The sequence below is a fragment of the Bradyrhizobium zhanjiangense genome, from assembly GCF_004114935.1.
Classification (GTDB): Bacteria; Pseudomonadota; Alphaproteobacteria; order Rhizobiales; family Xanthobacteraceae; genus Bradyrhizobium; species Bradyrhizobium zhanjiangense.
In genome coordinates, this window is sequence record NZ_CP022221.1 from 7,651,195 (window position 1) to 7,677,215 (window position 26,021).

Here is a 26,021-nt window from a genome sequence, read left to right on the forward strand (position 1 = left end):
TTCAGCCTGCTCGGCCGCCTCTCGCCCTTTCGCCACCTCGCCCATCTCACCTGAGACGGACGCAGCCGGCACGTTCCGATCGGTTCGAATGCAATATCCGGTTGCAACAAGGGACTCACCATGTCCCGACATTCGCAACCGACACCGCGGCGCTAGACAATGCGGTTCAGCTTTTCCTCACCGCTGGGCCGATATCCCGACAAGGCGTTTCCGGCCGAACCTGGCCGCGACCAGATATTTGCGAACCTAACAAGACCAGCTGGAGACCAACAGGATCGGAGGGATCGAGGGGACAAAGCAGGCCGGCAACCGTCACCCTGCAATCGTTCGTCCACACCCTTCCGGTCGTGACGCTTCACAGACAACGTAACGAATCTCAGGCTGCCTTTTTCAAAACAGGACTAGTCATGATCAGGGAATTGATGTCGTCACGCCGCTTCGCGCCGCTGTTCTGGGCGCAATTCTTCTCGGCGCTCAATGACAACGTGCTCAAGAACGCACTCGTCATCATCCTGCTTTACAGTGCCGCGACCGGTCACGGCGATGCGCTGGTGACGGTGGCAGGCGCCGTCTTCATCTTCCCCTATTTCATCCTGTCCGGGCTCGGCGGCCAGCTCGCCGACAAATACGTCAAGTCCGTCGTCGCGAGGCGGCTCAAATTCGCCGAGATCTTCGCCGCTTGTTTTGCCGCCGCCGGCTTCTTCCTGCATTCGGTGCCGCTGCTGTTCGCAGCGCTCGCGCTGTTCGGCATCATCGCCGCCCTGTTCGGCCCAGTGAAATATTCCATGCTGCCGGACCAGCTCGAGCTCGGCGAGCTCGCGACCGGCAACGCGCTGGTCGAAGGCGCGACCTTCATGGCCATCCTGCTCGGCACCGTCGCCGGCGGCCAGTTCGTGGCCGGCTCGGCGCATATGGGCTGGGTCGCATCGGCCGTGGTCGTGCTGGCCCTGTTGTCCTGGGCCTTCGCCTCCCGTATTCCCGCGACCACGCCGTCTGCGCCCGAACTGTCTGTCACCGCCAATCCCTGGACCTCGACGCTCAGCCTCCTCAAAACGTTGCATGCCGATCACCGGCTGTGGGACGGCACCGTGATCGTCTCCTGGTTCTGGCTGGTCGGCGCCATCGTGCTGTCGCTGCTGCCGGCGCTGGTGAAGGACGTAGTGGGTGGCACCGAGGGCGTGGTGACGCTGTGTCTTGCGATCTTCGCGATCGGCATCGCCATCGGCTCGCTGTTCGCCGCCAGCCTGAGCCACGTTCGCCCGAACCTCGCACTGGTGCCGATCGGCGCCATCATCATGGGATGTTCTGGCCTCGATCTCGCCTGGGCCATCGCCGTGACCACCAAGGGTCAGGACATCACCGCGGCCGGTTTCGCTACCTCGTTCGCGGGCCTGCGCATGATGATCGACTTCGTCGCCTTTGCATTCGGCGGAGGCTTATTTGTCGTCCCCTCCTTTGCTGCCGTCCAGGCCTGGTCAGCGCCGTTCGAGCGCGCCCGCATCATCGCCGCCGGCAATGTGCTGCAGGCCGCGTTCATGGTGGTCGGCTCGCTGTTCGTCGCGCTGTTGCAGGCGGGCGGCTTGCATGTCGGCTGGATCTTCTTCGGCCTCGGCGTCGCGAGCTTCGGCGCGGTGTGGTTTGTCCTGACGAAGTGGGGCAAGGAAGGTGTGCGCGACTTCGGCGGACTGCTGTTCCGTGCACTGTTCCGCACCGAGGTGCGCGGGCTCGAGAACCTGCCTCCACCAGGCACCCGCATGCTGATCGCGCCCAACCATGTCAGCCTGATCGACGGCCCGCTGCTGCACGCCGTGCTGCCGATCGACGCCAGCTTCGCTGTCGATACCGGCATCTCGAAGGCCTGGTGGGCCAAGCCGTTCCTGCGCGTGGTCAAGCACTACACCATGGATCCGACCAAGCCGCTGGCCGCGCGCGACCTGATCAAGCTCGTCGCCGCCGGCGAGCCGGTGGTCATTTTTCCGGAAGGACGCATCACCGTCTCCGGCTCGCTGATGAAGGTCTATGACGGCACCGCGATGATCGCGGACAAGGCCGACGCCGTGGTCGTGCCGGTCCGCATCGAAGGCGCGCAGCGCTCCCATCTCAGCTATCTCAACAGCAGCCAGATCAAGCGCTCCTGGTTCCCGCGGGTGACGGTCACCATCCTGCCGCCGGTCAAGCTGCCGGTCGACCCATTGCTGAAGGGCAAGGCGCGCCGCAACGCCGCCGGCAGCGCACTCCAGGACGTGATGATCGACGCCCTCGTCAAGAATGCCATGCTCGATCACACCCTGTTCGAAGCGCTCGGGCACGCCTACCGCGATCGCGACACCGGCAAGGTCATCATCGAGGACGCGCTCGGCACCAAGCTGACCTATCGCAAGCTGATCCTCGGCGCGCAGGTGCTTAGCCGCAAGCTCGAGAACGGCACCTCGGCCGGCGAGAATGTCGGCGTGCTGCTGCCGAACTCGGCGGGCGTCGCCGTCGTCTTCATGGCGCTGCAAAACATCGGTCGGGTGCCGGCGATGCTCAACTTCTCGGCGGGCCCGGTCAACGTGACCGCCGCCATGAAGGCCGCGCAGGTCAAGACCATTCTGACCTCGAAGGCCTTCATCGAGAAGGGCAAGCTGGACAAGCTGATGGCGGCGATCTCCGCGGAGGCTCGCGTCGTGTATCTCGAGGATGTGCGCGCCTCGATCAGTGCCGCCGACAAGATCAAGGGTCTGCTCGCCGGCACCGCGCCGCGCGTCACGCGCCAGGCGAACGATCCAGCCGTCGTGCTGTTCACGTCGGGCTCGGAAGGCACGCCCAAAGGCGTGGTGCTGTCTCATCGCAACATCCTCGCCAACGCGGCGCAGGCGCTGGCGCGGGTCGACGCCAATGCCAATGACAAGGTGTTCAACGTGCTGCCGGTGTTCCACTCCTTCGGGCTGACCGGCGGAATGATGATGCCGCTGCTGGCGGGCATTCCGATCTACATGTACCCCTCGCCGCTGCATTACCGGATCGTGCCCGAGCTGATCTATCAGACCGGCGCCACGATCCTGTTCGGCACCGACACGTTCCTCACCGGCTATGCACGCTCGGCACACGCCTACGACTTCCGCACGCTGCGCCTCGTGATCGCCGGTGCCGAAGCGGTCAAGGATCGGACGCGTCAAGTGTTCATGGAGCGCTACGGCATCCGCATCCTCGAAGGCTATGGCGTCACCGAGACGGCGCCGGTGCTGGCGATGAACACGCCGATGGCGAACCGCCCCGGCACCGTCGGCCGCCTGTCGCCGCTGATGGAAAGCCGGCTCGATCCGGTCCCCGGCATCGAGGACGGCGGTCGCCTCTCGGTGCGCGGACCGAACGTGATGCTCGGATATTTGCGGGCCGAAAATCCCGGCGTGCTCGAGCCGCTCGCCGAGGGCTGGCACGACACCGGCGACATCGTGTCGATCGACGCGGCCGGCTTCATCACCATCAAGGGCCGCGCCAAGCGCTTTGCCAAGATCGCGGGCGAAATGGTCTCGCTGTCGGCAGTCGAGAGCATCGCGACGACGCTGTGGCCGCAGGCCGCCTCGGTCGCCGTGTCGATCCCCGACCAGCGCAAAGGCGAGCGCATCGTGCTGCTGACGACGGAGAAGAACGCCGAGCGCAGCGCGATGCAGGCCCAGGCCAAGACGATCGGCGCGTCCGAGCTGACCGTTCCGGCGGCGATCATGGTGGTCGACAAGGTGCCGCTGCTCGGCACCGGCAAGACCGACTATGTCACGGCAACGACGATGGCCCGCGAGCAAGCGTCGGCACCGGAGCGCGAGGTGGCGTAACGAGAGATGCACGGGGCGCCCCAAACGGGCGAGGCGCGCTGCCCGGGAGTGGTTCTGCTTCATGGCATCGCGCGGACCTCTGCTTCTCACCGGATTGCCCCGCCACACTATTGCAATCGAACAAGCGATCGCCTTCCTGCGCGACGGCCGCTTTGAGCCGGGGTAACGGTCACGCCGCCGTCCGCCGCTCCTGCGCGTAACGTACCAGCGCCGCGAAGCGATAGATGCCGTGCACGAACTTGCCATAGGGCATGGTGATGAACAGCGCGAACACTGCGCCGAGATGCAGCGCCAGCAGCGGCCCCATCGCAGAGCTCTCGCGCAGAAGCAGAAGTGCCATTCCTGTGATGCCGGTCAGGAACAGCATGGCGATGAAGCCGACATCCATGCCGTAGCGGCTCTCGTCGAGCAGCGCCGGATCGCGCCGCATCCTGGCCCAGAACAGGCCGATCGGCCCGACGATCAAGCCGATGCCGCCGAGCGTACCGAGCACGACTGGCAGGTCCCACCACGGATACGGCGCCTCGCGGCCGAGCAGATAGTGATACAGCGTGGCGACCGAGGTCGCGGCAAAGCACAGTAGGAAGCCGTAGAAGGTCAGGTGGTGATAGAGCTTGCGCCGATCGGTCGGCTTGTCGTCTTCGTTATAGCAGCCGACGCCGCCGCCATGGAGATACCGCAGTTCGCCGGCATCGCGGATCGCCTGAAAGATCGAGCCGCCGTCGGCGCGGCCGCCAATCGGTGGACCGATGTCACGCCAGAAGGCGCGTACGCTCAGGACGAGAGCCAGGATCGCATAAAGCAAGGCGGCGCTGAACAGCGCGGCCATCGCATTGTGCGGCATCAGCCTGTAGAACGCGCCGGGGCCGGTGTGCACGCCGAACAGTACGCTGCGGTCGTTCAAGGCGGCGAAGCCGAGTATGAAGGCGGCCATGCTGAGCGCGGCGATGATGCTGATGACGAGGCCGTTCCGCGCAAATGTGCCGGATAGCGCCCGCGGCCAGGCATAGGCCGCGTAGGACTCGGCGCGCGCAATTGCCAGCGTCTTCGGAACGTTGACGTTGAATTCATGCGGCGGCGAGAACTGGCAGTCGACATAGCAGGCGCCACAGGCATGGCAGAGATTGGCGAGATAGTTGAGGTCGCCGTCGGAGAAGGCGCGGCGCATTTCCATGGCCGGAAACACCGCGCACAATCCCTCGCAGTAGCGGCAGGAATTGCAGACCGTCATCAGACGGTCAGCTTCGTCCAAAATTCTGGTTCCGTGCATGGCTTTACTTCGTCAGGCCCTTTGCTTCGAGCCACTTCTGGATCAGGCCTGCGACCTCGAGGTTGTTCTTGTCCATCATCACCATATGCGAATTGCCCTTGATGCCCGCCTGCGGGAGGTCGACGACGTCGACGCTGCCGCCGGCCGCCTTGATGGCGTCCGCAAAGGCGATGCCGTTGGCACGGATCTTGGGCCAGCGCGAATCGCGCTCGATATAGTCGCCATAGATGATGAGGGTCGGAATGTTCTTCAGCACATCCGCCTTGGCGGGATCGCCGATGCCGGCCGGCTCGATCGCAATCAGCGCCTTGACCTTGTCAGGCCGGGCTTGCGCGACTTTGAAGCCGAAGCTGCCGGCCTGGCTGTGGAATAGGATCACCGAGGGACCGACGCGATCGATCTCGGCGATATAGGCGGCGATGGCCGCATCATCAGTCGTGGTCCAGCGCGGGACGTTCTGCTTGACGAAATTGTCGTAGCCCTCGACCGGAAACTGGTTGCCCGGCAACAGCTTTCGCTTGGCGGGATCGGGATCGTAGGAGTTTGGCCCATCGCCGATGCGGAAACGCTCGAACGGATTGGCCGTGGTGAGGAAGACTGGCTCGCCCTTGAAGATATCGGGGTATTGCGCCCAGCCTGCGCGCCCGCGCTCCACCGCGTCGGAATTATAGACCGCCCACCCCTTGCGCAGAAAATAATTCAGCCAGCCTTCGCGTCCGTCAGGCGTGGTCTCGTAGGTGACGCCGGTCAGCCCACCGCCATGCCACATCAGCAGCGGATAGGCCCCCTTCTCGTTTGCCGGCAGGAAGTATTGCACATACATCTGCTCGACCTGATAGGTGCCGTTGGGATCGACCTTGGCCGGCACGCCGCCGGGTGTGAACACGACCTCCCTCACCGGCTTGCCGGAGATTTCGACGAGACGCCCACCGACATGGAACGAACCCATGTCGCGCAGGGTGATCGGCTCGGCGGCGCGAGCGTGGCCGACGATCAGCAAAGCCGTGATCAACGCAATGGCAAGGCGCGACATGGTGTCTCCTTAAGTCTTTTCTTCATTCTAGTTCTTCGCATGGCGTGCCGCTTCGCGCCCCGCGATCCGCCCGAACACGCTGCCGATGGTCATGCCCATCCCGGCGGCATAGCCCTTGCCGAGCACGTTGCCGGCCATGATCTCGCCGGCTGCGAACATGTTGGCCGACGGCCTGCCGTCAGCCATCAGCATGCGCGCCTCCTTGCTCACGCGCGTGCCGAGATAGGTGAAGGTAATGCCGGGCCGCACCGGATAGGCGAGATAAGGCGGCGTCTCGATCCGCCGCGCCCAATGGGTCTTCGGCGGCGTGATGCCCTCGGTGCGACAGTCGTCCAGGATCGTGTGATCGAAGGTGCCGGGCCGCACCGCGGCGTTGAACTCGGTGACGGTCCTTTCTAGCGCCGCCGGATCGAGCTCCAGCTTGCCGGCAAGCTCCGCCACCGTCTGGCCGGCGATCGGCGGAAACAGCGTCGGCATGAAACTCGTGACCACGGTCGAGTCGAAGATGATATAGGCGATCTGGTCGGACTGCGCCGCGACCAGCCGGCCCCAGATCGCGTAGCGCTTCGGCCAGATGTCCTCGCCTTCGTCATAGAAGCGCTGCGCATGCTTGTTGACGACGATGCCGAACACGACGGAGTCGTGGCGGGTGATGATGCCGCCGTCGAATTTCGGCGCGCGGGCGTCGATCGCAACCGCATGGCACTGGGTGGGATCGCCGACCTCCTGCACGCCTTTGTCGAGCAGCATCTTCAGGATCGAGCCGCGATTATAGGGCGTACCGCGGATCAGGAAATTGTCGGCGGCCTCGCCCCAATATTGCTTGAGCCATTCGATGTTGGCCTCGAAGCCGCCGGCCGCCGCGACCAGCGAGGTCGCGCGGATCTCGGTCTCGCCGTTAATCGGCCGCTTGAGGCGCGCGGCGAGGAACATGCAGTCCTCGATCACGAGGTCGATGACTTCGGCATCGTATTCGACCTCGACGCCCAGCTGCTCGGCCGTGAGATAAAGCGCATTCAGCATCGCGCGGCCGCCGCCGAGAAAGAACGAGTTGGTGCGGCCGAGGCTCAGCGTGCCGCCGAGCGAGGGCTGCCAGCGCACGCCCTGCTCCACGATCCAGTTCAAAATGTCCTTGGACTCCCGGATCATGTGACGGGCGAGCACCTCGTCAGTCTGCCCGCCGGTGACGCGCAGCAGGTCCTCCCAGAACTCCTCCTCGGTGTAGGGGCCGGTCAGGATTTCCGTGGCGGCGTCATGGGCGCAGCGCATGTTGCGGGTGTGGCGGGTGTTGCCGCCGCGATAGAATTTTGGCGCGCCCTCGAGCACCAGCACCGACGCTCCAGCGCGCCGCGCCGCGATCGCCGCGCACAGCGCGGCATTGCCACCGCCGATCACCAGCACATCGTACTTGCTGCCCATACCGTCTGCCCGCTGGCACGCGAGATTAGAGACATTCTGTCCGTCAGCGACCATGCCCAACCAGGGCGCCGTTGCGTACCTTTGTATACAAATATATACATAGACGACGCAAGCTGCATTTCCGCATAGGCGGATGCGCATCGAGGAACAATGGCCAGACGTCCAGCAAAGACAGGCGGAACGATCTCGCGCGGCGGCGGTGTCGCGCTGGGCGAAGCGGTGTTCCGCTCGCTCTGCGAGGCGCTTCAGGCCGGGAGCTACCGCGCCGGCGACCGCCTGCGCGAGGAAGAGGTCGCGCAGCGGCTGAAGGTCAGCCGCACCCCGGTTCGCGAAGCCTTGGGCCGGCTCGCGGCACGCGGCTTCGTCGAGCCGGCCGGCGGCCGCGGGCTGATCGTGCGCAGCCTCGACATATCCGAGGTGCTCGAGCTCTACGCCATGCGCGAGATCATGGAAGGCGCCGCCGCGCGCCTCGCCGCCGCACACGCCTCCGCCACGGAGATCGACGCACTCCGCGATATCGAGCAAGCCCTTGTCGAGGTATCGGAGAGCGACGCGGCCGAGATGGCGAGGCTCAATCGCGCCTTCCACGAAGCCATCTGCCGCGCCGCGCGCAACCGCTATCTCGACAACGCTTCGCGGGAATTGCAGGACTGGATCGCCCTGCTCGGCCCGACCACCTTTACGGTGACCGGCCGTCCTTCAACCAGCCACGGCGAACATCGGGCCATCATCGACGCCATCGCCGCGCGCGACGGCGACAGGGCCGAGCAGCTTGCGCGTGCACACATCCGTGAAGCGCTGCGCTGCCGGCTGAAACTGCTGCAGAAGCAGTAGCGCGGATCACGCCTCGAAGACGCGCGTCAGCAGCCAGTAGCCGCCGAGCAGGCTGATTGCCGCGGAGACCGCATAGACCAGCCTAGCAGCCCGCACTGGCTTCGTCCGGTCGGCTGCAAACAGCCGATCGACCAGGCCAAGCAGCGGCAGCACGATCGAAACGATCGCGACCTGCCCGATCTCGACGCCAATGTTGAAGGCGGCGAGCGCCGGCACCACCGCGTTCGGCGGCAGGCCGATCTCCTGAAGCGCACCGGCGAAACCAAAGCCGTGGATCAGCCCGAACAGAAAGGTCACGCGCCAGCGCTTGTCGATGTCGCGCGAAAAGAAATTCTCCACGGCAACGAACAGGATCGAGGCGGCGATCGCCGGCTCCACGATCCGGTTCGGAATGACAAGGACGTCCAGCGCGGCCAGGGACAGCGTGAGCGAATGGGCAATGGTGAAGGCGGTGACGATCTTGATGATGGGAATAAGCCGGCGTGCCCACAGCACGACGGCGATCAGGAAGGCGATGTGATCGTAGCCGAGAAAAATGTGCTCGATGCCGGTGAGGAGATAGCGTTGCATCGTCGACCACAGCGGCGGTGCGGGGGCGGACAGCGTGACCGTCGTGTTGCCAGAATCGAGCAGCGCCTGCGCCTCGGTCCCATTCTGCGCGACCAGCACCACCTGACGCGCGGTGGGATCCCTCTCGGTCAGCACGGTGGAGCGATAGACGATGTCACCGGCCACGGCGGCACAATCGAAACTGTTGCGATAGATGATGCCGTCGCCGTCCGCCAGGATCGCGGCAGTCCCGGCCGAGCACGCCGTGCCGTCGGCGCCGGTTACCGCGAGATGTGATCGCAGATAGGTCAGGATCGAGGCCGCGGCCATTTCGACCGCGGCCGGATCGACCGCATCTTGCTTCGCGTCATAGACCTTCGTGCCGACAAGCCGGTCGACGTCGCTACCCTTGAGTGCCGCCTCGATGGTCACGGCGCGAGCGGCGGTCAGTGCCACACGTGCGGTCGACAGATTGACCTGGTGTGCCCATGCCGGCATGCCGATGCCGAGCAGAATCATGCCGAGCAGCGCCAGGCACGGTCGCATCATGATCCGGCTCCAACCGCGCGCAGCAGCTCCGTCAAGCGGCGCATCTCGAACTCGGCCACCGTGACCACGGCTCCCTCGGGCGCGAGCCGTACGTAACGATCGAGACTGTCGGCGGAGGCGCCGAATTCGAGCCTTGCGAGCGGCACCGGCGCGTCGCGCGCGAAGACCAGAACGATCAGGCTCGGCAGATTGAGGCCGTAGCGCGCCAATTGCGACGGATCGGCAGCGCCAATCCGCGTCTCGACCGCAGCGGCATCGAACGCACGCAGCGCTGCATCGATAATGCGGGCCTGCTCGGAATCGGCGACATGGACGACATTACCGGCGGCATGGTTGTGCTGACCGAGATGGCGGAACCAATTGCCGCCGGCATCGCGCTCGAAACGGGTGAGCTTGCCGGCGAAGACGATCTCGAGCGCCCAGACCTGCGCCATCGATACCGGCAGCAACAGGCTCTTGCCGCGGCTCGCCGCATCGGCGCCGGCCGGACCGCGCAGCCGGCGCGTCATGTCGAAGGTGACGCGCCACTCCTCGCCGACATGGCGCGGCATCAGGTATACGGCGGGGCGACCGCTGACCCGGACATAGTGCGACGTGTTCGCCGGATTGAGCGCGCCCACATTCACCGACGTCGCCGTACCGTCGACGGCCTCGATGACCGCGACGGTTGCGGGTGGGTCCAGACCGAAGCCCGCGAAGCTTGCCGGGCTGAGCTCGCCGGCTTGGATTTCGCGCGCCGGCTCGCTCACCGTGGCGAGCCGCAGCGCCGTCTCGAGATGCGTCCTGAGCTCAGCCGGCATGGTGCCATCCAGCCCCTCGATCGCCCATGCGCCTTCCCTGCGAAGCAAGACGACGCTGTCACCATCCGAACGGATCTCCACTCTCCGAACGTCAGCCGGCGTGAGAGCCAGGAGGCCCTTGGGTGCGAATGCGACCTTGCTGCGCAGCGCCGGCCACTCTCCACTGAGGACCAGCAGCCCGAGGAGCGCCACCAGCACCACAGCCAGGAGCGGCATCAGCCATCGGGGCATCCCGCCTCCGGCCGCCCCGGCCCTCACCGCCGCCTCCACCACATCGCAACACCGAACAAGGCCGTGCTCAGCGGCAACAGGACTTCCAGCACAATGAAGGTGTCGCGCATCTGGCTGCTGGTCAACACGATCTCCGGTAGCTTGAAGGTCTGCGGTGCGACACTTGGCGAGTTATCATCCTCGGCGAGCCAGCGTAGCGTTGCGAGCGACAGCTCGCCGTTGGAGACATAGGGGAAATATTCGTTGCTCGCGAACTTGCTGGTCCCGGCTATGACCATGCGGAAGCGCTTGTCTAGCGCGCCGCCCGGCCAGGTCCCCTCGAGAGCAACCGCGAGCGGCTGGGCATTGCGGGGCCGTGTTGCCGCCCCATCGCTCGCAGCGGCGACATTCCTAGGCGAACGCAGGTAGCTGTCCTGGCTGCTGGCCGCGAGCACGATCGTGCTTACGCCGCTTGGCGGCTGCGTCACCGCGAGCGGCCGGACTTGCGGAAACACGGTCAACGCCAGGCGCCGGGTGATCGGATGCGGCGGATAATAGGGGACCGCGACCTTGTCCGCGTCGGTGCGGAAATGGTTGAGGGGGTCGATCACGATCGCCGCCTCGGTCGACAAGCCAACAGGCCTCAGCAGCAGACGCTCGAAATCGCCGTTGACCTCCGACAGCGGATCAATCAGCAGCAGAAGCCGGCCCCCTCCTCTGACATAGTCGCCAAGCAGCGCCGCCTCGTCAGCGGAAAAGGCGGTGCGTGGGCCGACATCGGCCACGACCGAGCAGTCCGACGGGATGCTGGAGGTAGTCGCCGTGACGAGCTCGCGCATCTCGAAACCGATCTGGTTCAACGCGAGCTGGAGACGGTCGAGCGCTTCCGGCGCCGCCTCCAGCACGTCGCCGGCGCCGGGCGTCTCGTGCCCCTTCAGCGTCTCGACATGGCTGAAATGGAAATGCGAAGGCAGCGGCCGAAACGTCTCGCCGTGACCGGTGACGAAGCACACAGTCTCCACCCGCTTGCGCAGCACCCGCAGCGCCGCATAGCCGATGCGAGCGGGATCAATGACGTTCTCGACCAGGACCTTGCGATCCTCGGCCTGGAGCACCGCCGTGTTGTAGGCGCGAACGCCGAGATCGCGGGCAAGGCCTGGCTCCTTGTCGAGATCGATGGCGCGGAACGCGAACAGCGCATGATTGCGCGCCGCGGTCTGAACCAGTTCCTTGACGTTGACTGCATTTGCATCGCCGGCATTGTAGAAATAGGTCAGGGACAGCGGCACGCGCAATTGCGCGATCACGTCGGTGAGCTGCTGCGGCGGCGTGTTGCGCCCTTCGCGGCTGACGTCGAAGTGCAAATCATGACGATAGAGCGCAACGTTGGCGCCGATCACGACGGCGATGGCGGCAAGGACGATCGACGTGTTCGCGAGCCAGGCCGAACCGCCGCTGCGCAACGGCAGCCTGATCGCGACGATGAACAGTGCGAGCAAGGTGAGACCGCAGGCCATGAACAGCAAGGTGTTCGTGGCCGACTCGCCAAGTCCGGCAAAGCCGAGTGCGCCGCAGATGATCGCTCCGGCCGCCAGGACGAGCAGCGCGACGTTCGATCTGGCGGGGCCGGTCATTCGGTTGCCTCTCACCGCCGCGCCAACGCGCGGACCGTCAACAGCAGCATCAGCAGCGTGACGCTGAGGAAGAAGCCCACGTCGGACAGGTAGATCGAGCCGACGGCAAAGGGACGGAAATGGACCGAGAGCGACAGGTTCACCACCAGCGTGTCGAACGGGCTCGGCAGCAGCCAGCCGAAATTGTCGATGATCCAGAGCAGGAGGAACACGCTGAGCGAGATCAGCGCCGCGATCACCTGGTTGGCCGTCAACGCCGAGGCCAACAGCCCCGCGCCGACCAGCGCCGAGCCGAACAGCAAGAGGCCGAAATAGCCGCTGTAGATCGGGCCGAAATCCGGATCGCCGAACCAGGCGAGCGCGGCCGCATAGGCCCCCGACAGCACAAGCATGACCACGATCAGGCTCATCGCGGCGAGAAATTTCGCAAGCACGATGGCGACCTCGGAGACAGGTGCGGTCAGCAGCACCTCCAGCGTCTTGAGCTTCCGCTCCTCCGCGAACAGGCGCATGGTGATCAGCGGCGCGGTCAGCATGAACAGCACGAACATCTGGAAAAAGACGTGCACCATGCTCGGCTGATGGCTGAGGAACAGCGTCAGCGTGAAGCTATAGCCCATGATCAGCAGGAACACGGTCATCAGCACGTAGGCGATCGGCGAAGAGAACAGCGCTGTCGCTTCCTTGCCCAGCAGCACGGCAAAGCTTCTCATGCGGCCGCCTCCGGCTGGCGGGTGAGGTCGAGAAACACCCGCTCGAGGTCGGGCCGCAGCTCGGTCAGCTCACGCACCGCAATTTGCGCGCCGACCAGCGCGGACAGGAGGTCGGCGGCAAGTGCGGGACGCCGATCCGCCGCAACGACAAAGCGCCCACCTTCATCGGCAGCGGCGACGATGTCGCGCACGCCGGCGACAGCATCAGCCGCAGCGCGAATGGATTCGAGCGACGCATCCGCCGACAAGCGAAACCGGAGATCGGGCGCAGCATCCTTCAATGCATCGGATGTCAGCAGCACGCCATCGAGCAGGATCATCACCCGCGAAGCAATCTTCTCGATCTCGGGCAGGATGTGCGAGGCCATGAGCACGGTGTGCCGTCCGGCCAGCGACTGGATCAGGTCGCGTACGGCGATCACCTGATGCGGATCGAGCCCGCTGGTCGGCTCGTCCAGCACCAGAACGTCTGGATTGCCCAAGAGTGCTTGCGCGATCGAGACACGCTGGCGGAAGCCGCGCGATAATTTGCCGGCTGTCAGCTTCATGACGCGCACAAGGTCGAGCCGCTCGGCCGCCTCGTCGACCGCGGCCCTTGCCTTCGCCCCGTGCAGGCCCTTGAGCCCCGCCATAAAATGCAGGAATTCGCCGACCCGCATGTGGTCGTAGAGCGGCGCATCTTCCGGCACGTAGCTGATGGCGCGGCGCACACCGATGGAATCCTCAACCACGTCGTGGCCGGCGACCGCAATGCGCCCGCTCGTCGGAACCAGATAGCCCGTAAGCATGCGGAAGATCGTGCTCTTGCCGGATCCGTTCGGCCCGAGCAGTCCGACGATCTCGCCCGGCGCGATGGAAAACGAGACGTCGGCGACAGCGCGCCGCGGCCCGTACCATTTTGTCACGCGCTCGGCGACAACGACCGGGGAGACAGCCGGAAGCATGAAGACTTTAGACACCCCTCTGGCAGGTACTCCCTCGGAGCACCGAACGGAATCCCGGGCACAGGGACCCGGGATAACGACTTGCGCGAGATGACCCGATGTCGCGACCGATCACTCGTAGAATTCGGGCGAGTGCTTGTGCGCCTTGAACACGTCGGGATCGTGGGCGTAGATGATGTCGGCGCCCTCGGTGTCGCGGACCCGCTTCACCCAGGCATAGGCATCGAGCATGCCGACCGGATCATAGACGCTGCCGATGCTCGGCAGGATGTTCTTATCCAGATTCTCCTGGAGATAGATGGCGTCGCTGGTCAGCACCACTGTTCCGGTCTTCGGCAACCGCACCACCAGGATCTGGCTTCCGGGCGTGTGCGACACGGTGCGATGGATGAAGACGCTGTTGTCCCCGAACAGATCGAGATCGCCGTCGAGCTCGATGGTCTTGTACTTGGCCGGCATGCCGCCGCCGACGCTGTTGCGCAGCATGGCGAAGTCGTCCGAGATGAAGAAGGTTGCATAGCCCGGCGCCGGCCAGAACGCGTTCCTGATCTCGTCACGCTGGAACACGAAGGTCGTGTCCAGGAATTTTCCAATGTTGCCGGCGTGATCGACGTGGAAATGGCCGAGCACGACATATTTGATATCGGAAGGCTTGACGTTGATCTTGGCAAGCTGTGCGTCGATGGCGATGTCGGGCGAACGGCCGGGGTCAAGCGCCTTCACGAACGGGCCCCAATAGTCGGGATCCTTGATGATGCGGTCGTTGTTGCCGCAGTCGAACAGCACGTCGCCCTTCGGATGCCGGATCAGAAAGAAGCCGACCGGGATCTGGACCTTGCCACTACTGCCATTCTGAATGATCGACTTGTCGAGATTGAGCGCCCCCGACGAGAAGACGTAGAGCTTCATCTCCTTCGGCGGCTCCGCGGCCATCACGGCACCGGACATAAAAAAAAGTCCTGCGGCCAGCGAGCCAAGGACCTTCGACGCAATCCCCCGCATGTCGTCCTCCCTGTTTTCGACGCACTTTTTTTCAGCGGATGTCGTACCCTACCATAGTCTAATGACGCTGTGCAGGATCAATGCACGCGAGCATGCAATAAATTCAACCTGCAAGAAGCTGCGTTTGTGCACCGCAACTGATGGCGCGTGCAACGCGCCGGCGTGGTCAGGCAATCACGTCGTCCACGGCTGCCTTGAGGACCTCGCGCGCATCGTCCGGCTTGAGCCGCACCTGTAAGCCGCGCTGGCCCCCGTTGAGATACACCTGTTCCTGCGTCATGGCCCGCCGGTCGATCACAGTGCGCACCGGCTTGCGCTGCCCGAACGGGCTGATGCCGCCGACCTTGTACCCGGTGACACGCTCGGCCTCGAGCGGTTTCATCATCTGCGCCGACTTGCCACCCGCGGCGACGGCGAGCTTCTTCATGGAGACTTCCTGGTCGGACGGCACAACCACGCAGACCGGCTTACCGTCCACCAAGGCCATCAGCGTCTTCAACACGCGCGCCGGGTCTTCACCCAGCGCGGAGGCGGCCTGAAGGCCGATGCTCGCGGCGTCGGGATCGTAGTCGTAAGTGTGGACGGTGAAGGCAACTCCGGCGGCTTCAAGCGCGCGCGTGGCGGGGGTGACCTTGGACATGAGTCACGTTTACCACCGTCATTGCGAGGAGCGAAGCGACGAAGCAATCCAGAATCCCGCCGGAGAGACAGTCTGGATTGCTTCGCTGCGCTCGCAATGACGATGCGGGCACTCTTGCGCGCCATACCCTCGGTGTCATCGCCCGGCTTGACCGGGCGATCCAGTATCCCAGACGCCGGCATTGGAGAACTCGCTCTTACCACATCCGCCGCGGCGTACTGGATGCCCCCGGTCAAGCGGGGGCATGACAGCGATTTCTGTGGCAAGCCTCGTGCGCGATGACGACAGCGGAGTTTGGCGGCGCTACGCCGCCAAACTCCACAGGGAGGAGGTCGCCCCTACTCCGCCGCGTCGCGCATCTCCACGCGCTCCGCCCTGGCCGCGCAGAACTTGAACTCCGGGATCTTGCCGAAGGGATCGAGCGCCGGATTGGTCAACAGGTTCGCCGCCGCCTCTGCGTAGCAGAACGGCATGAACACCATGTTCTCTGGCACGTCGCGGTCGGAGCGCACCTTGACCTCGACGGCGCCGCGGCGGGTCTCCAGGCGAATGAAGTCGCCTGGCGCGAGCCTCTTCTTGCGCATGTCCTTCGGTGACATGAACGCGACGGCCTCGGGCTCGATCTGGTCGAGCACTTGCGCGCGGCGCGTCATCGAGCCGGTGTGCCAGTGCTCGAGCACGCGGCCGGTCGACAGCACCATCGGATATTCGGCGTCGGGCAGCTCGTCCGGCGGAATCACCTTGGCCGGTACGATCTTGCCGCGGCCGCTCGCGGTCGGGAAGCCCGTGGTGAAGATAATCTCGTTGCCGGGCTTATCGGGAGCGTCGGCCGGATAGGTGACCGCGCCTTCGCGCACCAGCCGTTCCCAGCTGATGTTTTTCAGCGACGGCATCAGCTCCGCCATCTCGGTGTAGACGTCGCCGGGGCCGGAATAATTCCACGGCAGCCCCATGCGCTTGCCGATCTCCTGGATGATCCAGAGATCCTGCCGCGCGTCACCGGGCGGCTTGATCACCTGACGTGCGAGCTGCACGCGGCGATCGGTGTTGGTGAAGGAGCCCTCCTTCTCGGCAAAGGCCGAGGCTGGCAGGATCACGTCGGCGTGGAACGCGGTCTCGGTGACGAAGAGATCCTGCACCACGAGATGATCGAGCATGGCGAGCGCTTCGCGGGCATGCTGGAGATCGGGGTCGGACATCGCGGGGTTCTCGCCCTCGATGTACATGCCCTTGATCTCGCCGGCATGGATCGCGTTCATGATCTCGACCACGGTCAGGCCGCGCACCGGATCGAGATCCTGGCCCCACAGCTTCTCGAAAGCGCCGCGCATGTCGTCGCGGCCGACCGGCTGATAGTCCGGCAGGAACATCGGGATCAGGCCGGCATCGGAGGCGCCCTGCACGTTGTTCTGGCCGCGCAGCGGATGCAGGCCGGTGCCGGGACGGCCGACCTGGCCGGTGATCAGCGCCAGCGCAATCAGGCAGCGCGCATTGTCGGTGCCGTGGACGTGCTGGCTGATGCCCATGCCCCAGAAGATCATCGACGATTTCGCGCGCGCATAGGTTCGTGCGACCTCGCGCAGCGTCTGCGCCGGGATGCCGCAGATCGGCTCCATCCTCTCCGGCGTGAATTCCTTGATCTTCCCCTTGAGCTCCTCGAAGCCTTCGGTGTAGCCCGCGATGTACTGGTCGTCGGTCAGGCCTTCGGTGATGATCGTGTTGATCATCGCGTTCAACATCGCAACGTCGGAGCCCGGCTTGAACTGCAGATGCTTGGTCGCGTGACGCGACAGCGACTGCCGGCGCGGATCCATCACGAACAGCTTGGCGCCGTTCTTCGCTGCGTTCTTGATGTAGGTCGCCGCGACCGGGTGGTTCACGGTCGGATTGGCGCCGATCACCCAAATGACCTCGGCATCCATCGCTGCAGCAAACGGCGCCGACACCGCGCCCGAGCTCAGGCCTTCGAAAAGTGCGGCGACTGACGAAGCGTGGCAGAGCCGCGTGCAGTGATCGACGTTATTGGAGCCGAAGCCGGTGCGCACCAGCTTCTGGAACAGATAGGCCTCTTCGTTCGAGCCCTTGGCCGAGCCGAAGCCCGCCAGCGCCTTCGCGCCCTTCTCGTCGCGGATCTTGACCAGGCCCTTGGCCGCGATGTCGAGCGCTTCTTCCCAGCTCGCTTCACGGAAATGGGTGAAGGGATTGGCCGGATCAACCTGGTCGTTGGCGTCCTTCTTCGCATTCGGCAGCCGCACCAGCGGCTTGGTCAGACGATGCGGATGGTGGATGTAGTCGAAGCCGAAGCGGCCCTTGACGCAGAGACGGTTGTGATTGGCGGGGCCGTCGCGGCCCTCCGCATAGATCACCTTCTCGTCCTTGACCTCGTAGGTCACCTGGCAGCCGACGCCGCAGAACGGGCACAGCGAATCCACTTTCTTGTCGGCATAGGTGACGCGGGTCTGCTTGTCGTCGAGCATCACGGCCGGCATCAACGCGCCGGTCGGGCAGGCCTGCACGCATTCGCCGCAGGCGACGCAGGTCGACTCGCCCATGGGATCGTCGAAGTCGAACACGATCTTGGCGCCGGCATTGCGGTAGGCCATGCCGATGACATCGTTGACCTGGACTTCGCGGCAGGCGCGCACGCACAGGCCGCACTGGATGCAGGCATCGAGATTGACGCGCATCGCCGGATGGCTGGCATCCGTCGCCCAGCGCTCGGCGGCGGGGAAGCGGCTCTCGGTGACACCGGTGGTCTCGGCCCAGTGCCAGAACTTCGAATCCGGATCGTGCGAGGTCTCGCGCGCCGGCTGGTCGGCGACGAGCAGCTCCATCACCATTTTCTGCGCGGCGACGGCGCGCGCACTCTCGGTCTTCACCTTCATGCCGACCGATGGCGTGCGCTTGCAGGACGCCGCCAGCACGCGCTCGCCCTCGATCTCGACCATGCAGGCGCGGCAGTTGCCGTCGGGCCGATAATCGGGTGCGGGCGAATAGCAGAGGTGCGGGATCTCGCGGCCCTGGCGCTGGGCCACCTGCCAGATCGTCTCGCCGGGTTTGGCCTCGACCTGCTTGCCGTCAAGCTCGAACGTAATCTTGGTCATTCGGCCGCGTCCTTGAACTCGTCAGGGAAATATTTGATCACGGTGGTCAGCGGATTCGATGCCGCCTGTCCGAGCCCGCAGATCGAGGCATCGCGCATCGCTTGGCTCAATTCTTCCAGCAAGGCCCGGTTCCAGACCGGCTTCTGCATCAGCAGCGCCGCTTTCTGGGTTCCGACGCGGCACGGTGTGCACTGACCGCAGCTCTCGTCCTCGAAGAACTTCATCAGGTTCAACGCCGCTGCGCGCACGCTGTCCTTCTGCGACAGAATCACGATCGCGGCGGAGCCGATGAAGCAGCCGTATTTTTCCAGCGTGCCGAAATCGAGCGGGATGTCGTCCATCGACGCCGGCAGGATGCCGCCGGACGCACCGCCCGGCAGGTACGCGTAGAACTGATGGCCGTCGGCCATGCCGCCGCAATATTCCTCGATCAGCTCACGCACGGTGGTGCCGGCAGGCGCCAGCTTCATGCCGGGATTCTTGACGCGACCCGAGACCGAGAAGCTGCGCAGGCCGTGACGCTCGTGGCGGCCATGACCCTTCCACCAGTCGGCGCCCTTCTCGACGATGTCGCGCACCCACCACAGCGTCTCGATGTTGTTGATCAGCGTCGGCAGGCCGAACAGGCCGACCTGGAACGGGTAAGGCGGCTTGTGCCTGGGCAGGCCGCGCTTGCCCTCGATGCTCTCCAGCAGCGAGGATTCCTCGCCGCAGATATAGGCACCAGCGCCGCGGCGCATATGCAGCGTCGGACCGCCCTGCGGGAGCTTGGCGATCTCGCGTTCGAGGATCTCGCGTGAGGCCGGATATTCGTCGCGCAGATAGATGTAGACGTCGGAGGCCTGCACCACATGCGCGCCGATCAGCATGCCCTCGATGAAGCGATGCGGATCGCTTTCGAGATAGAATCGATCCTTGAACGTGCCGGGCTCGCCCTCGTCGCCGTTGATCGCCATCAGCCGCGGCCCGGGCTCGCCGAGCACCGCGCGCCATTTGCGCCCCGTCGGGAAGCCTGCGCCGCCGAGACCGCGGAGCGAAGCGTCGTCGAGCGCTTTCAAGAGATCGTCCTTCGGCAGCTCGCCGGAGCGGAGGCGGTTGAGTAGCTTGTAGCCGCCGCCGGCGAGGTAGGCCTCGTAATCGATATATTTCGGCAGATGCGCGTGGGTGTCGCCGGCCTTCGCGGCCGCCATGACATTGGCGACGGTGGCGTGGTCGACGAAGTTGTGGCCGACCTCAGCAGCAGGCGCGGTATCGCAACGGCCAACGCAGGGCGCGCGCACGACGCGGATGCCAGGGCCCGACGCGCTCTGCAAATCCTGCAGGAGCTTCTCGCCGCCGAGCATCGCGCAGGTCAGCGAATCACAGACGCGGATCGTCAGCGGCGCGATGTCGGGCTCACCTTCCTTCACCACGTCGAAATGCGCATAGAAAGTCGCCGTCTCGAACACCTCGGCGAAGGCGAGCTTCATCTCGTCGGCGAGCGCGGCCAGATGCGCAGCCGAAATCTGGTGGTACTTGTCCTGGATCAGGTGCAGATATTCGATCAGCAGATCGCGCCGCCGCGGCCTGTCGCCGAGCAACAGCTCGATCTCGTGCGCAGCGGTCGGATCAACCTGGCGCCCTTTGGGGGTGGCCTTGGCGCGTCGGCGTCCCTCGCCGGGATGCTCGAACGGGCGGACCTTGTGCACGTCGTGGCTCATCGATTCGTCTCGATCTCGTTCTTTAGAACGGCTCCAGTTCTAGCCGCTGGCATGCCAGATGCCAAGCAAATTATCATGCTCGCGGAAGCAGTTAAGCGCGGCTCAAAGGGCAACCCCTGGATCGCTGCCCGGACACGGCCTTGCGTTCGTCTAACGCGCCAACTGATAGAACGAAGCCTGAATTGGCCTGGAGATCAATAAAGGCTTCCCATGCTGCGATAGCGAAATCGTATCGCGCTCCCGCTCCGAGGCTACGGCGGGAGCGCGCAAGCTGCGCTCCCGCCCGCGATGAATGTGCGATCAGAAAATCTTGACCGCGCTCTCCAGCGTCTTCCACACACCCCAGGCCAAGGGAACGCCGACGAAGGCCCAGAACAGTGCCGCCTTGGCGTCCAGTCCGCCAAAGCCGATGCCGTACGAGCCGTGCGGCCCCGCGGCTGCGGCGCTGGCGCTCGCCGCCTGCAGCTTGGCGACATCGGCGTCCTTCATGTGCCACTTCGAATCGACCGGCTTGATCAGGTAGTTGCAGATCAGGCCCGCGATCAGCATCGCACACAGGATGTACATAGTGGTGTTGTAGAGCTGGTCACGCGGCACGCCGGCCGCAAGCTGGAACTCGCGGATGTAATTGACCACGACGGGGCCGATGATGCCTGCCGTCGACCATGCCGTCAGCAGCCGGCCGTGGATGGCGCCGACGAACTGGGTGCCGAACATGTCGGCGAGATAGGCCGGCACGGTCGCAAAGCCGCCGCCGTACATCGAGAGGATGATGCCGAAGCCGACCACGAACAGCAGCTTCGAGCCCATCGCCGCGAAGGTCGGCGCCAGCGCGTAGAGCGCGATGCCGAGGACGAAGAACGTATAGTACGTGTTCTTGCGGCCCATGAGATCCGACATCGAGGCCCAGAAGAAGCGGCCGCCGATGTTGAACAGTGACAACAGACCAGCGAAGCCCGCAGCGATCGCTGCGATCGCAGCTTTCTGTTCAACCGAGAGCTGGCTGAAGGTCAGCTCCGGATGCCCGATCAGCTTGCCTGCGAAGATCTCCTGCAGCATGGGCGAAGCCATGCCGATCACGCCGATACCCGCGGAGACGTTCAAGCAGAGCACCCACCAGATCAGCCAGAATTGCGGCGTCTTGTGCGCGTTGTTGAGGTGCACATGGTGCTCGGTGATCATCGACTTCTTTTCGCTCGGCGGCGTCCAGCCCTCGGGCTGCCAGCCGGCCGGCGTCACGCGATAGGCGAAGGCGCCGATCATCATGAAGACGAAATAGACCACCCCCATCGTGACGAAGGTCTCCCAGACACCGACGGAGGTCGGCGTCTTGAAGTAGTTGATCAAGAGATTGGCCAGAGGCGCTCCGATCATGGCGCCGCCGCCAAATCCCATGATGGCCATGCCGGTCGCCATGCCGCGACGATCCGGAAACCACTTGATCAAGGTCGACACCGGGGAGATATAGCCGAGGCCGAGACCGACGCCGCCGATCACGCCGCAACCAAGCCACATGATCCAGAGCTGGTGGACGTAGACGCCGAAGGCACCGATCAGAAGACCGCCGCCCCAACAGCAGGCGGCGACGACACCCGCCTTGCGCGGACCGGCGCGCTCGAGCCAGCCGCCCCAGATCGCGGCGGAGACGCCGAGCAAGACAAAGAACAGCGTGTACATCCACCCCAGGCTTGCGACCTTCCAGTCGCAGGTGGTGGTGAAGAGCTCTTGCCACAGCGACATATCCGGACAGGCTTTCGGCGCGGTCAACCCGATCGCGCGCGACAGCGGCAGCCAGAACACCGAGAAGCCATAGGCCATGCCGATGCACAAATGGATGCACAGCGCTGCCGGCGGCACCAGCCAGCGATTGAAGCCGGCGGTCGCGATCGTGCGTTCACGATCGAGAAGGCCGGAAGCACCTACCGGTGCAAGAACGGTATCGGCAGTCGTCATAAGCATTACCTCCCAAGCGCGGCCTTGCCGGCACATCGGTTTGAGACCGGTCGTGCGTGCTCGCAGCCGCGCATGACAGGTCGGACTTCATGCCGAAGCGGAATGGTCTGGTGCGCATCGCCTCATGCGCGCCGAGCAAACGGCTGATCGCGGGTGACGTCCCTTCGCCTCGCGAGCAGCGTTGCAGTGACGGCAATCGCGCCCTCATCCCCCTCAACACCCTGTCTTGAGATGAGCAACGCGCGTGCCAGAAATAGCATCGTGACAATTCAACGACTTCCCGCAGCGCAATGTGCTGCGTCGGACAGAATGTCCCGAGATCCTCGGACAAAATGTCCAATCAGCTCGCTTCCGGCAGCCACACCGTGAATGTACTCCCGGAACCGACGCGGCTTTCGGCCGTGATCTGTCCGCCCTGGCGCTTGATCAGCGTCTGGCTGATCGAGAGGCCGAGCCCGGTGCCTTGCCGCCGTTTCGTGGTGTAGAAGGGGTCGAATATCTTTTCGATCACCTCAGCGCTCATGCCGATGCCGGTGTCGGCGACCTCGATGGCGACGCCTTGATGGCCGTCGCGCTCCGCATCGAAGGAGCGGAGCGTCAGGGTTCCGCCTTCGGGCATGGCGTGGATCGCGTTGACGATGAGATTGACCAGGACCTGCTGCAGCTCGTTGCGGTTCATCAGCACGAGCCGGTTGGCGCGGTCGTCCCTGACCACGGCGATCTCGGTCTTGTTCAGAAGATGCTGCACCAGCGGCAGACAGTCGGAGATGACGCTCGCCGGCGCATGGCGCTCGACATAGCCGGCATATTCCTCCGGCCTTGCAAACTGCAACAGCTTGGTCACGATCTGGCTAATGCGGTGAATCTGCTCGTCGAGCAGACGAAACTCGACCTTCGCCTTGTCGGCATCGGCCCCGAACACGCTGCGGATTACGTCGAGATTGCCCTGCATCACCGCGATCGGATTGTTGATCTCGTGCGCAACGCCGGCGGTGATCTCGCCGATCGCAGCCAGCTTCTCCGACATGATGAGCTGCTTGGTGGTCGCCTCGAGCTTGAGATTGGCGTGCTCGAGGTCGCGCGTGCGCTCCCGCACGCGGACGTTCAGCTCCTCATTCCATTCCCGGAGCTGTCGGTCGCGTTCCTGGATCTGGTCGAGCAGGCTGTCGAGATGAACCGCGACGCGGCCGATCTCGTCACCCAACACCGGCATCTTGGTGCGGGCGGAGAGGTTCCCGCGCTCCACCTCGGTGATCGTCGCCGTGACGCGCTCCAGCGGCATGAAGATGGAGCTCGCCCAGTGCAGGAAGATTGGTACGGTCGCTGCGGTGATCGCGATGAACGCTGCGATGATGATCATCAATGTCTGGTATTTGGCTTCACTGAACGGCTTCTCCAGAAAGCCGACATAGAGCATGCCGACCCGCTTGCCGTAACTGTCGACCAGCGGCTCGTAGGCGGAGATGTACCAGTCATTGACCACGAAAGCGCTGTCGAGCCAGGTCCGCCCCTCGCCCAGCACGGCCGAGCGCACCGCCGCCGACACGCGCGTGCCGAGCGCGCGCCGTCCCTCGAACAGACGGACGTTGGTCGATATCCGCACGTCGTCCAGGAACAGCGTCGCAGTGCCCTGGCTGCCCTCCGGCAGGCTCGCCGCGCGATAGACGAGATCGTTGATCGTGTCGATGAATTCGAGATTCTGGTTGAGCAGCGTGCCGCCGACCAGCGCAGCGGCGCCACCGTCAGGTAGCATCGCCCGGCTCGCCGCATGCACGACCATGCCGCGCGTCTCGGTGCTGCGGTCGGTCGGCACCGCGTTCGGGGTCGGCACGAGGTCCAATCGCGCGCGCTCAGCCAGGGCCGGCGAAATTGCGGCGAGCTCGTCATTGCCGAAAATGTCGACGCCCGTCGCAGGGACCTGGCCCGACAGCGCCGACATGATGATCGGCCAGTCGCTTCTCGGTCGATGCTGCAGCGGCGGCGATGAGGCCAGGACGTCGCCGCGATCGTTGGTCAGATACAGGAAATCGAGACCAATTTCCTTGCGGGTCTCGTCGAGCAGATCCTGCAGGGAGCCGCGCGCATCCGGCGCCAGCACCTCATGGAAACGGGCCGACAGGCTGAGCGCCCGGAGCTGGACGCCGGTCTTTTCCAGGATGCGGGCGAGATATTGGTGGGCGATGGTGAGATCGCCGTTGACCTTGGAGATCAGGGTCGCGTCGAACTTCGCGTTCCAGCGATAGATCGCAACGCCGAGCAGGAGCGGCAGGATGACCAGCATCGGCAGCAGCGCGATGGCGAGCAGCCGGAAGCGGACGGAGCGTCCCCGCACGGGCTCGCCGCTGCGGCCGGCAGCATCAGACATCCCACAACGCGCATTTGCGGTCGATGGTCTTGCGCGAGATACCGAGGCGACGCGCCGCCTCCTCGCGATTGCCATTGACCTCCTTCAGCACGCCGAGAATGTGACGGCGCTCGAGCTCCGCGAGACTGTCGGCAGGCGCCGACTGACCATTGTTGCGGGGACCGGCGAAATCGTCGGGGAAGGCGCCGAGGATCAGCGTGCGCTCGATCAAATTGCGCAGCTCGCGCACATTGCCTGGCCAGTCATAGCTTGCGAGCGCCGCCCGCACCGCGGCGTCGATCGGCACCGGCGGCATGCCGAGCTGAGCCGACAGCTTGCTCATGAAGATGGCGGCAAGCTCCTGCACATCATCGCCGCGATCCTTCAGCAACGGCAGGCGGATTTGCATCACGTTGAGCCGGTAGAACAGATCAGCTCGGAAACGGCCCTTCTCGACCTCCTTCTGAAGCTCGGCATTGGTTGCGAAGATGAAGCGAAGGTCGACCGGAACTTCACGCTCGGAGCCAACCGGACGGACGCGGCGGTCTTCGAGCACGCGGAGCAGCTTGCTCTGCATTGGCAGCGGCAGCTCCCCGATCTCGTCGAGGAACAGCGTGCCGCCATGCGCATACAGGAATAAGCCCTCGCGTCCCGAATCGGCGCCGGTGAACGCGCCCTTGATGTGTCCGAACAGCTCGGCCTCGATCATCTCGGGCGGAATCGCCGCGCAATTCACGGGCACGAAGGGCTTGTCGGCGCGGTCGGACAGCGAGTGGATCGAGCGCGCTGCCACTTCCTTGCCGGTGCCAGATTCGCCGGTGAGGAGAACCGAGGTCGGCAGGCGCGCGACGCGCGCGATGGTCTCGCGTACGCGCAGCGTCGCCGCCGACTGTCCGATCAGATTGTCGCGCAGAAAGGTGCGGTCGGACGAGGCACGTAGAGCATAGCGCAGGACATAGTTCTCGCGCTGGAGGCGGACACGGTCGAGGCATCGTGCCACCGCGTTGAGGATCTGGTTGGAGCGGAACGGCTTGAGCACGAAATCGGCCGCACCGGCGCGCAGGGCCTGGATCGCAGTGTCGAGGTCGGCATAGGCGGTGATCAGGATGGCGTCGGCGAAAAAGCCGACGGCGCGCTGCTCGGCGAGCCAATCGACGCCATTCTTGCCTGGCATGATGTTATCGAGAATGACGACGTCGTAGCGGTTGGAATCGAGCTTGCGCGAGGCCTGGTCGGTATCGGCCGCCTCGTCCACCAGCTTGCAGCGCGGCGCAAGCGTGCGCACCAGGAAATTGCGCATGCCCGGCTCGTCGTCGACGATCAGGATGGAGGCCTGCGCCAGCGCGCCGAACTCCGGCCCTGCAGCCGTCTTGCCGAGCTTGACGGCAGGCTCGCGGCCCACCGCGGGACTCGCGGCTGCGCTTGCCCTCGAAGTTGAGAAAGTCATGCCCGATGTCTTAGGTTTGAGATCCATCCACCGGCCTTTTCGCATTGCAGCGAAGCTCTGGCCG

Annotated in this window: 17 protein-coding genes; 2 read left to right on the forward strand and 15 right to left on the reverse strand. The window is 64.7% G+C overall.

What is annotated here, in order from left to right:
- Positions 1 to 407: 407 nt before the first annotated feature.
- Positions 408 to 3,812 carry an acyl-[ACP]--phospholipid O-acyltransferase gene (locus XH85_RS36625; protein ID WP_128935801.1) on the forward strand — a complete coding sequence of 1,135 codons (3,405 nt, stop codon included), beginning with the start codon at positions 408 to 410 and terminating at the stop codon, positions 3,810 to 3,812.
- A gap of 169 nt (positions 3,813 to 3,981) precedes the next feature.
- On the opposite strand, the gene tcuB is transcribed toward XH85_RS36625, so the two are convergent.
- The 3 genes from tcuB to tcuA are packed head-to-tail and all read right to left on the reverse strand — an operon-like array spanning position 3,982 to position 7,534.
- Positions 3,982 to 5,082, reverse strand: coding sequence for a tricarballylate utilization 4Fe-4S protein TcuB (tcuB, locus tag XH85_RS36635; protein WP_128935802.1), 1,101 nt, complete (start codon positions 5,080 to 5,082; stop codon positions 3,982 to 3,984).
- A 4-nt stretch (positions 5,083 to 5,086) separates the two neighbouring features.
- The gene (locus tag XH85_RS36640) at positions 5,087 to 6,115 is read right to left on the reverse strand and encodes an alpha/beta hydrolase (RefSeq protein ID WP_128935803.1); all 1,029 of its coding nucleotides are present in this window, start codon (positions 6,113 to 6,115) and stop codon (positions 5,087 to 5,089) included.
- Positions 6,116 to 6,142: 27 nt separating this feature from the next.
- Positions 6,143 to 7,534, reverse strand: a complete 1,392-nt coding sequence (tcuA, locus tag XH85_RS36645) for an FAD-dependent tricarballylate dehydrogenase TcuA (RefSeq protein WP_128935804.1) — start codon at positions 7,532 to 7,534, stop codon at positions 6,143 to 6,145.
- 150 nt (positions 7,535 to 7,684) lie between these two features.
- Here tcuA and XH85_RS36650 point away from each other — a divergent pair, with 150 nt between their 5' ends.
- A complete protein-coding gene (locus tag XH85_RS36650; protein ID WP_128935805.1) occupies positions 7,685 to 8,368 on the forward strand; it encodes a GntR family transcriptional regulator in 684 nt (227 codons plus the stop codon).
- A gap of 6 nt (positions 8,369 to 8,374) precedes the next feature.
- Here XH85_RS36650 and XH85_RS36655 read toward each other — a convergent pair whose 3' ends face one another.
- The 12 genes from XH85_RS36655 to XH85_RS36710 form a co-directional block, all read right to left on the reverse strand.
- The gene (locus XH85_RS36655) at positions 8,375 to 9,466 is read right to left on the reverse strand and encodes a HupE/UreJ family protein (protein ID WP_128935806.1); all 1,092 of its coding nucleotides are present in this window, start codon (positions 9,464 to 9,466) and stop codon (positions 8,375 to 8,377) included.
- Positions 9,463 to 10,497 carry a DUF4340 domain-containing protein gene (locus tag XH85_RS36660; protein WP_128935807.1) on the reverse strand — a complete coding sequence of 345 codons (1,035 nt, stop codon included), beginning with the start codon at positions 10,495 to 10,497 and terminating at the stop codon, positions 9,463 to 9,465. The genes XH85_RS36655 and XH85_RS36660 overlap by 4 nt, the downstream gene beginning before the upstream one ends.
- Before the next feature lie 23 nt (positions 10,498 to 10,520).
- Positions 10,521 to 12,110, reverse strand: a complete 1,590-nt coding sequence (locus tag XH85_RS36665) for a Gldg family protein (protein WP_128935808.1) — start codon at positions 12,108 to 12,110, stop codon at positions 10,521 to 10,523.
- Between the two features lie 11 nt (positions 12,111 to 12,121).
- The gene (locus tag XH85_RS36670; RefSeq protein WP_128935809.1) at positions 12,122 to 12,823 is read right to left on the reverse strand and encodes an ABC transporter permease; all 702 of its coding nucleotides are present in this window, start codon (positions 12,821 to 12,823) and stop codon (positions 12,122 to 12,124) included.
- Positions 12,820 to 13,767, reverse strand: coding sequence for an ABC transporter ATP-binding protein (locus XH85_RS36675; protein WP_128935810.1), 948 nt, complete (start codon positions 13,765 to 13,767; stop codon positions 12,820 to 12,822). The genes XH85_RS36670 and XH85_RS36675 overlap by 4 nt, the downstream gene beginning before the upstream one ends.
- Before the next feature lie 111 nt (positions 13,768 to 13,878).
- Positions 13,879 to 14,715: an N-acyl homoserine lactonase family protein gene (locus XH85_RS36680; protein WP_164939335.1), complete on the reverse strand. Its 837-nt coding sequence runs from the start codon at positions 14,713 to 14,715 to the stop codon at positions 13,879 to 13,881.
- Between the two features lie 220 nt (positions 14,716 to 14,935).
- Positions 14,936 to 15,409 (reverse strand): Cys-tRNA(Pro) deacylase, encoded by a 474-nt coding sequence (gene ybaK, locus XH85_RS36685; protein ID WP_128935812.1) that lies wholly within the window; start codon positions 15,407 to 15,409, stop codon positions 14,936 to 14,938.
- 338 nt (positions 15,410 to 15,747) lie between these two features.
- The gene (gene fdhF, locus XH85_RS36690; RefSeq protein WP_128935813.1) at positions 15,748 to 18,513 is read right to left on the reverse strand and encodes a formate dehydrogenase subunit alpha; all 2,766 of its coding nucleotides are present in this window, start codon (positions 18,511 to 18,513) and stop codon (positions 15,748 to 15,750) included.
- Positions 18,510 to 20,213 carry an NADH-ubiquinone oxidoreductase-F iron-sulfur binding region domain-containing protein gene (locus XH85_RS36695; RefSeq protein ID WP_128935814.1) on the reverse strand — a complete coding sequence of 568 codons (1,704 nt, stop codon included), beginning with the start codon at positions 20,211 to 20,213 and terminating at the stop codon, positions 18,510 to 18,512. The genes fdhF and XH85_RS36695 overlap by 4 nt, the downstream gene beginning before the upstream one ends.
- Before the next feature lie 300 nt (positions 20,214 to 20,513).
- A complete protein-coding gene (locus XH85_RS36700; protein WP_128935815.1) occupies positions 20,514 to 22,166 on the reverse strand; it encodes an OFA family MFS transporter in 1,653 nt (550 codons plus the stop codon).
- A 340-nt stretch (positions 22,167 to 22,506) separates the two neighbouring features.
- Positions 22,507 to 24,531, reverse strand: a complete 2,025-nt coding sequence (locus tag XH85_RS36705; protein WP_128935816.1) for a sensor histidine kinase — start codon at positions 24,529 to 24,531, stop codon at positions 22,507 to 22,509.
- Positions 24,524 to 25,957, reverse strand: coding sequence for a sigma-54-dependent transcriptional regulator (locus XH85_RS36710; protein ID WP_128935817.1), 1,434 nt, complete (start codon positions 25,955 to 25,957; stop codon positions 24,524 to 24,526). Before XH85_RS36710 ends, XH85_RS36705 begins: the two co-directional genes overlap by 8 nt.
- Positions 25,958 to 26,021 lie beyond the last annotated feature (64 nt).

Coding starts and splice junctions, on each gene's coding strand:
- XH85_RS36625 (WP_128935801.1), top strand. CDS start 408: ATGATCAGGGAATTGATGTCGTCACGCCGCTTCGCGCCGCTGTTCTGG.
- tcuB (WP_128935802.1), bottom strand. CDS start 5,082: ATGCACGGAACCAGAATTTTGGACGAAGCTGACCGTCTGATGACGGTC.
- XH85_RS36640 (WP_128935803.1), bottom strand. CDS start 6,115: ATGTCGCGCCTTGCCATTGCGTTGATCACGGCTTTGCTGATCGTCGGC.
- tcuA (WP_128935804.1), bottom strand. CDS start 7,534: ATGGGCAGCAAGTACGATGTGCTGGTGATCGGCGGTGGCAATGCCGCG.
- XH85_RS36650 (WP_128935805.1), top strand. CDS start 7,685: ATGGCCAGACGTCCAGCAAAGACAGGCGGAACGATCTCGCGCGGCGGC.
- XH85_RS36655 (WP_128935806.1), bottom strand. CDS start 9,466: ATGATGCGACCGTGCCTGGCGCTGCTCGGCATGATTCTGCTCGGCATC.
- XH85_RS36660 (WP_128935807.1), bottom strand. CDS start 10,497: ATGCCCCGATGGCTGATGCCGCTCCTGGCTGTGGTGCTGGTGGCGCTC.
- XH85_RS36665 (WP_128935808.1), bottom strand. CDS start 12,110: ATGACCGGCCCCGCCAGATCGAACGTCGCGCTGCTCGTCCTGGCGGCC.
- XH85_RS36670 (WP_128935809.1), bottom strand. CDS start 12,823: ATGAGAAGCTTTGCCGTGCTGCTGGGCAAGGAAGCGACAGCGCTGTTC.
- XH85_RS36675 (WP_128935810.1), bottom strand. CDS start 13,767: ATGCTTCCGGCTGTCTCCCCGGTCGTTGTCGCCGAGCGCGTGACAAAA.
- XH85_RS36680 (WP_164939335.1), bottom strand. CDS start 14,715: ATGTCCGGTGCCGTGATGGCCGCGGAGCCGCCGAAGGAGATGAAGCTC.
- ybaK (WP_128935812.1), bottom strand. CDS start 15,409: ATGTCCAAGGTCACCCCCGCCACGCGCGCGCTTGAAGCCGCCGGAGTT.
- fdhF (WP_128935813.1), bottom strand. CDS start 18,513: ATGACCAAGATTACGTTCGAGCTTGACGGCAAGCAGGTCGAGGCCAAA.
- XH85_RS36695 (WP_128935814.1), bottom strand. CDS start 20,213: ATGAGCCACGACGTGCACAAGGTCCGCCCGTTCGAGCATCCCGGCGAG.
- XH85_RS36700 (WP_128935815.1), bottom strand. CDS start 22,166: ATGACGACTGCCGATACCGTTCTTGCACCGGTAGGTGCTTCCGGCCTT.
- XH85_RS36705 (WP_128935816.1), bottom strand. CDS start 24,531: ATGTCTGATGCTGCCGGCCGCAGCGGCGAGCCCGTGCGGGGACGCTCC.
- XH85_RS36710 (WP_128935817.1), bottom strand. CDS start 25,957: ATGACTTTCTCAACTTCGAGGGCAAGCGCAGCCGCGAGTCCCGCGGTG.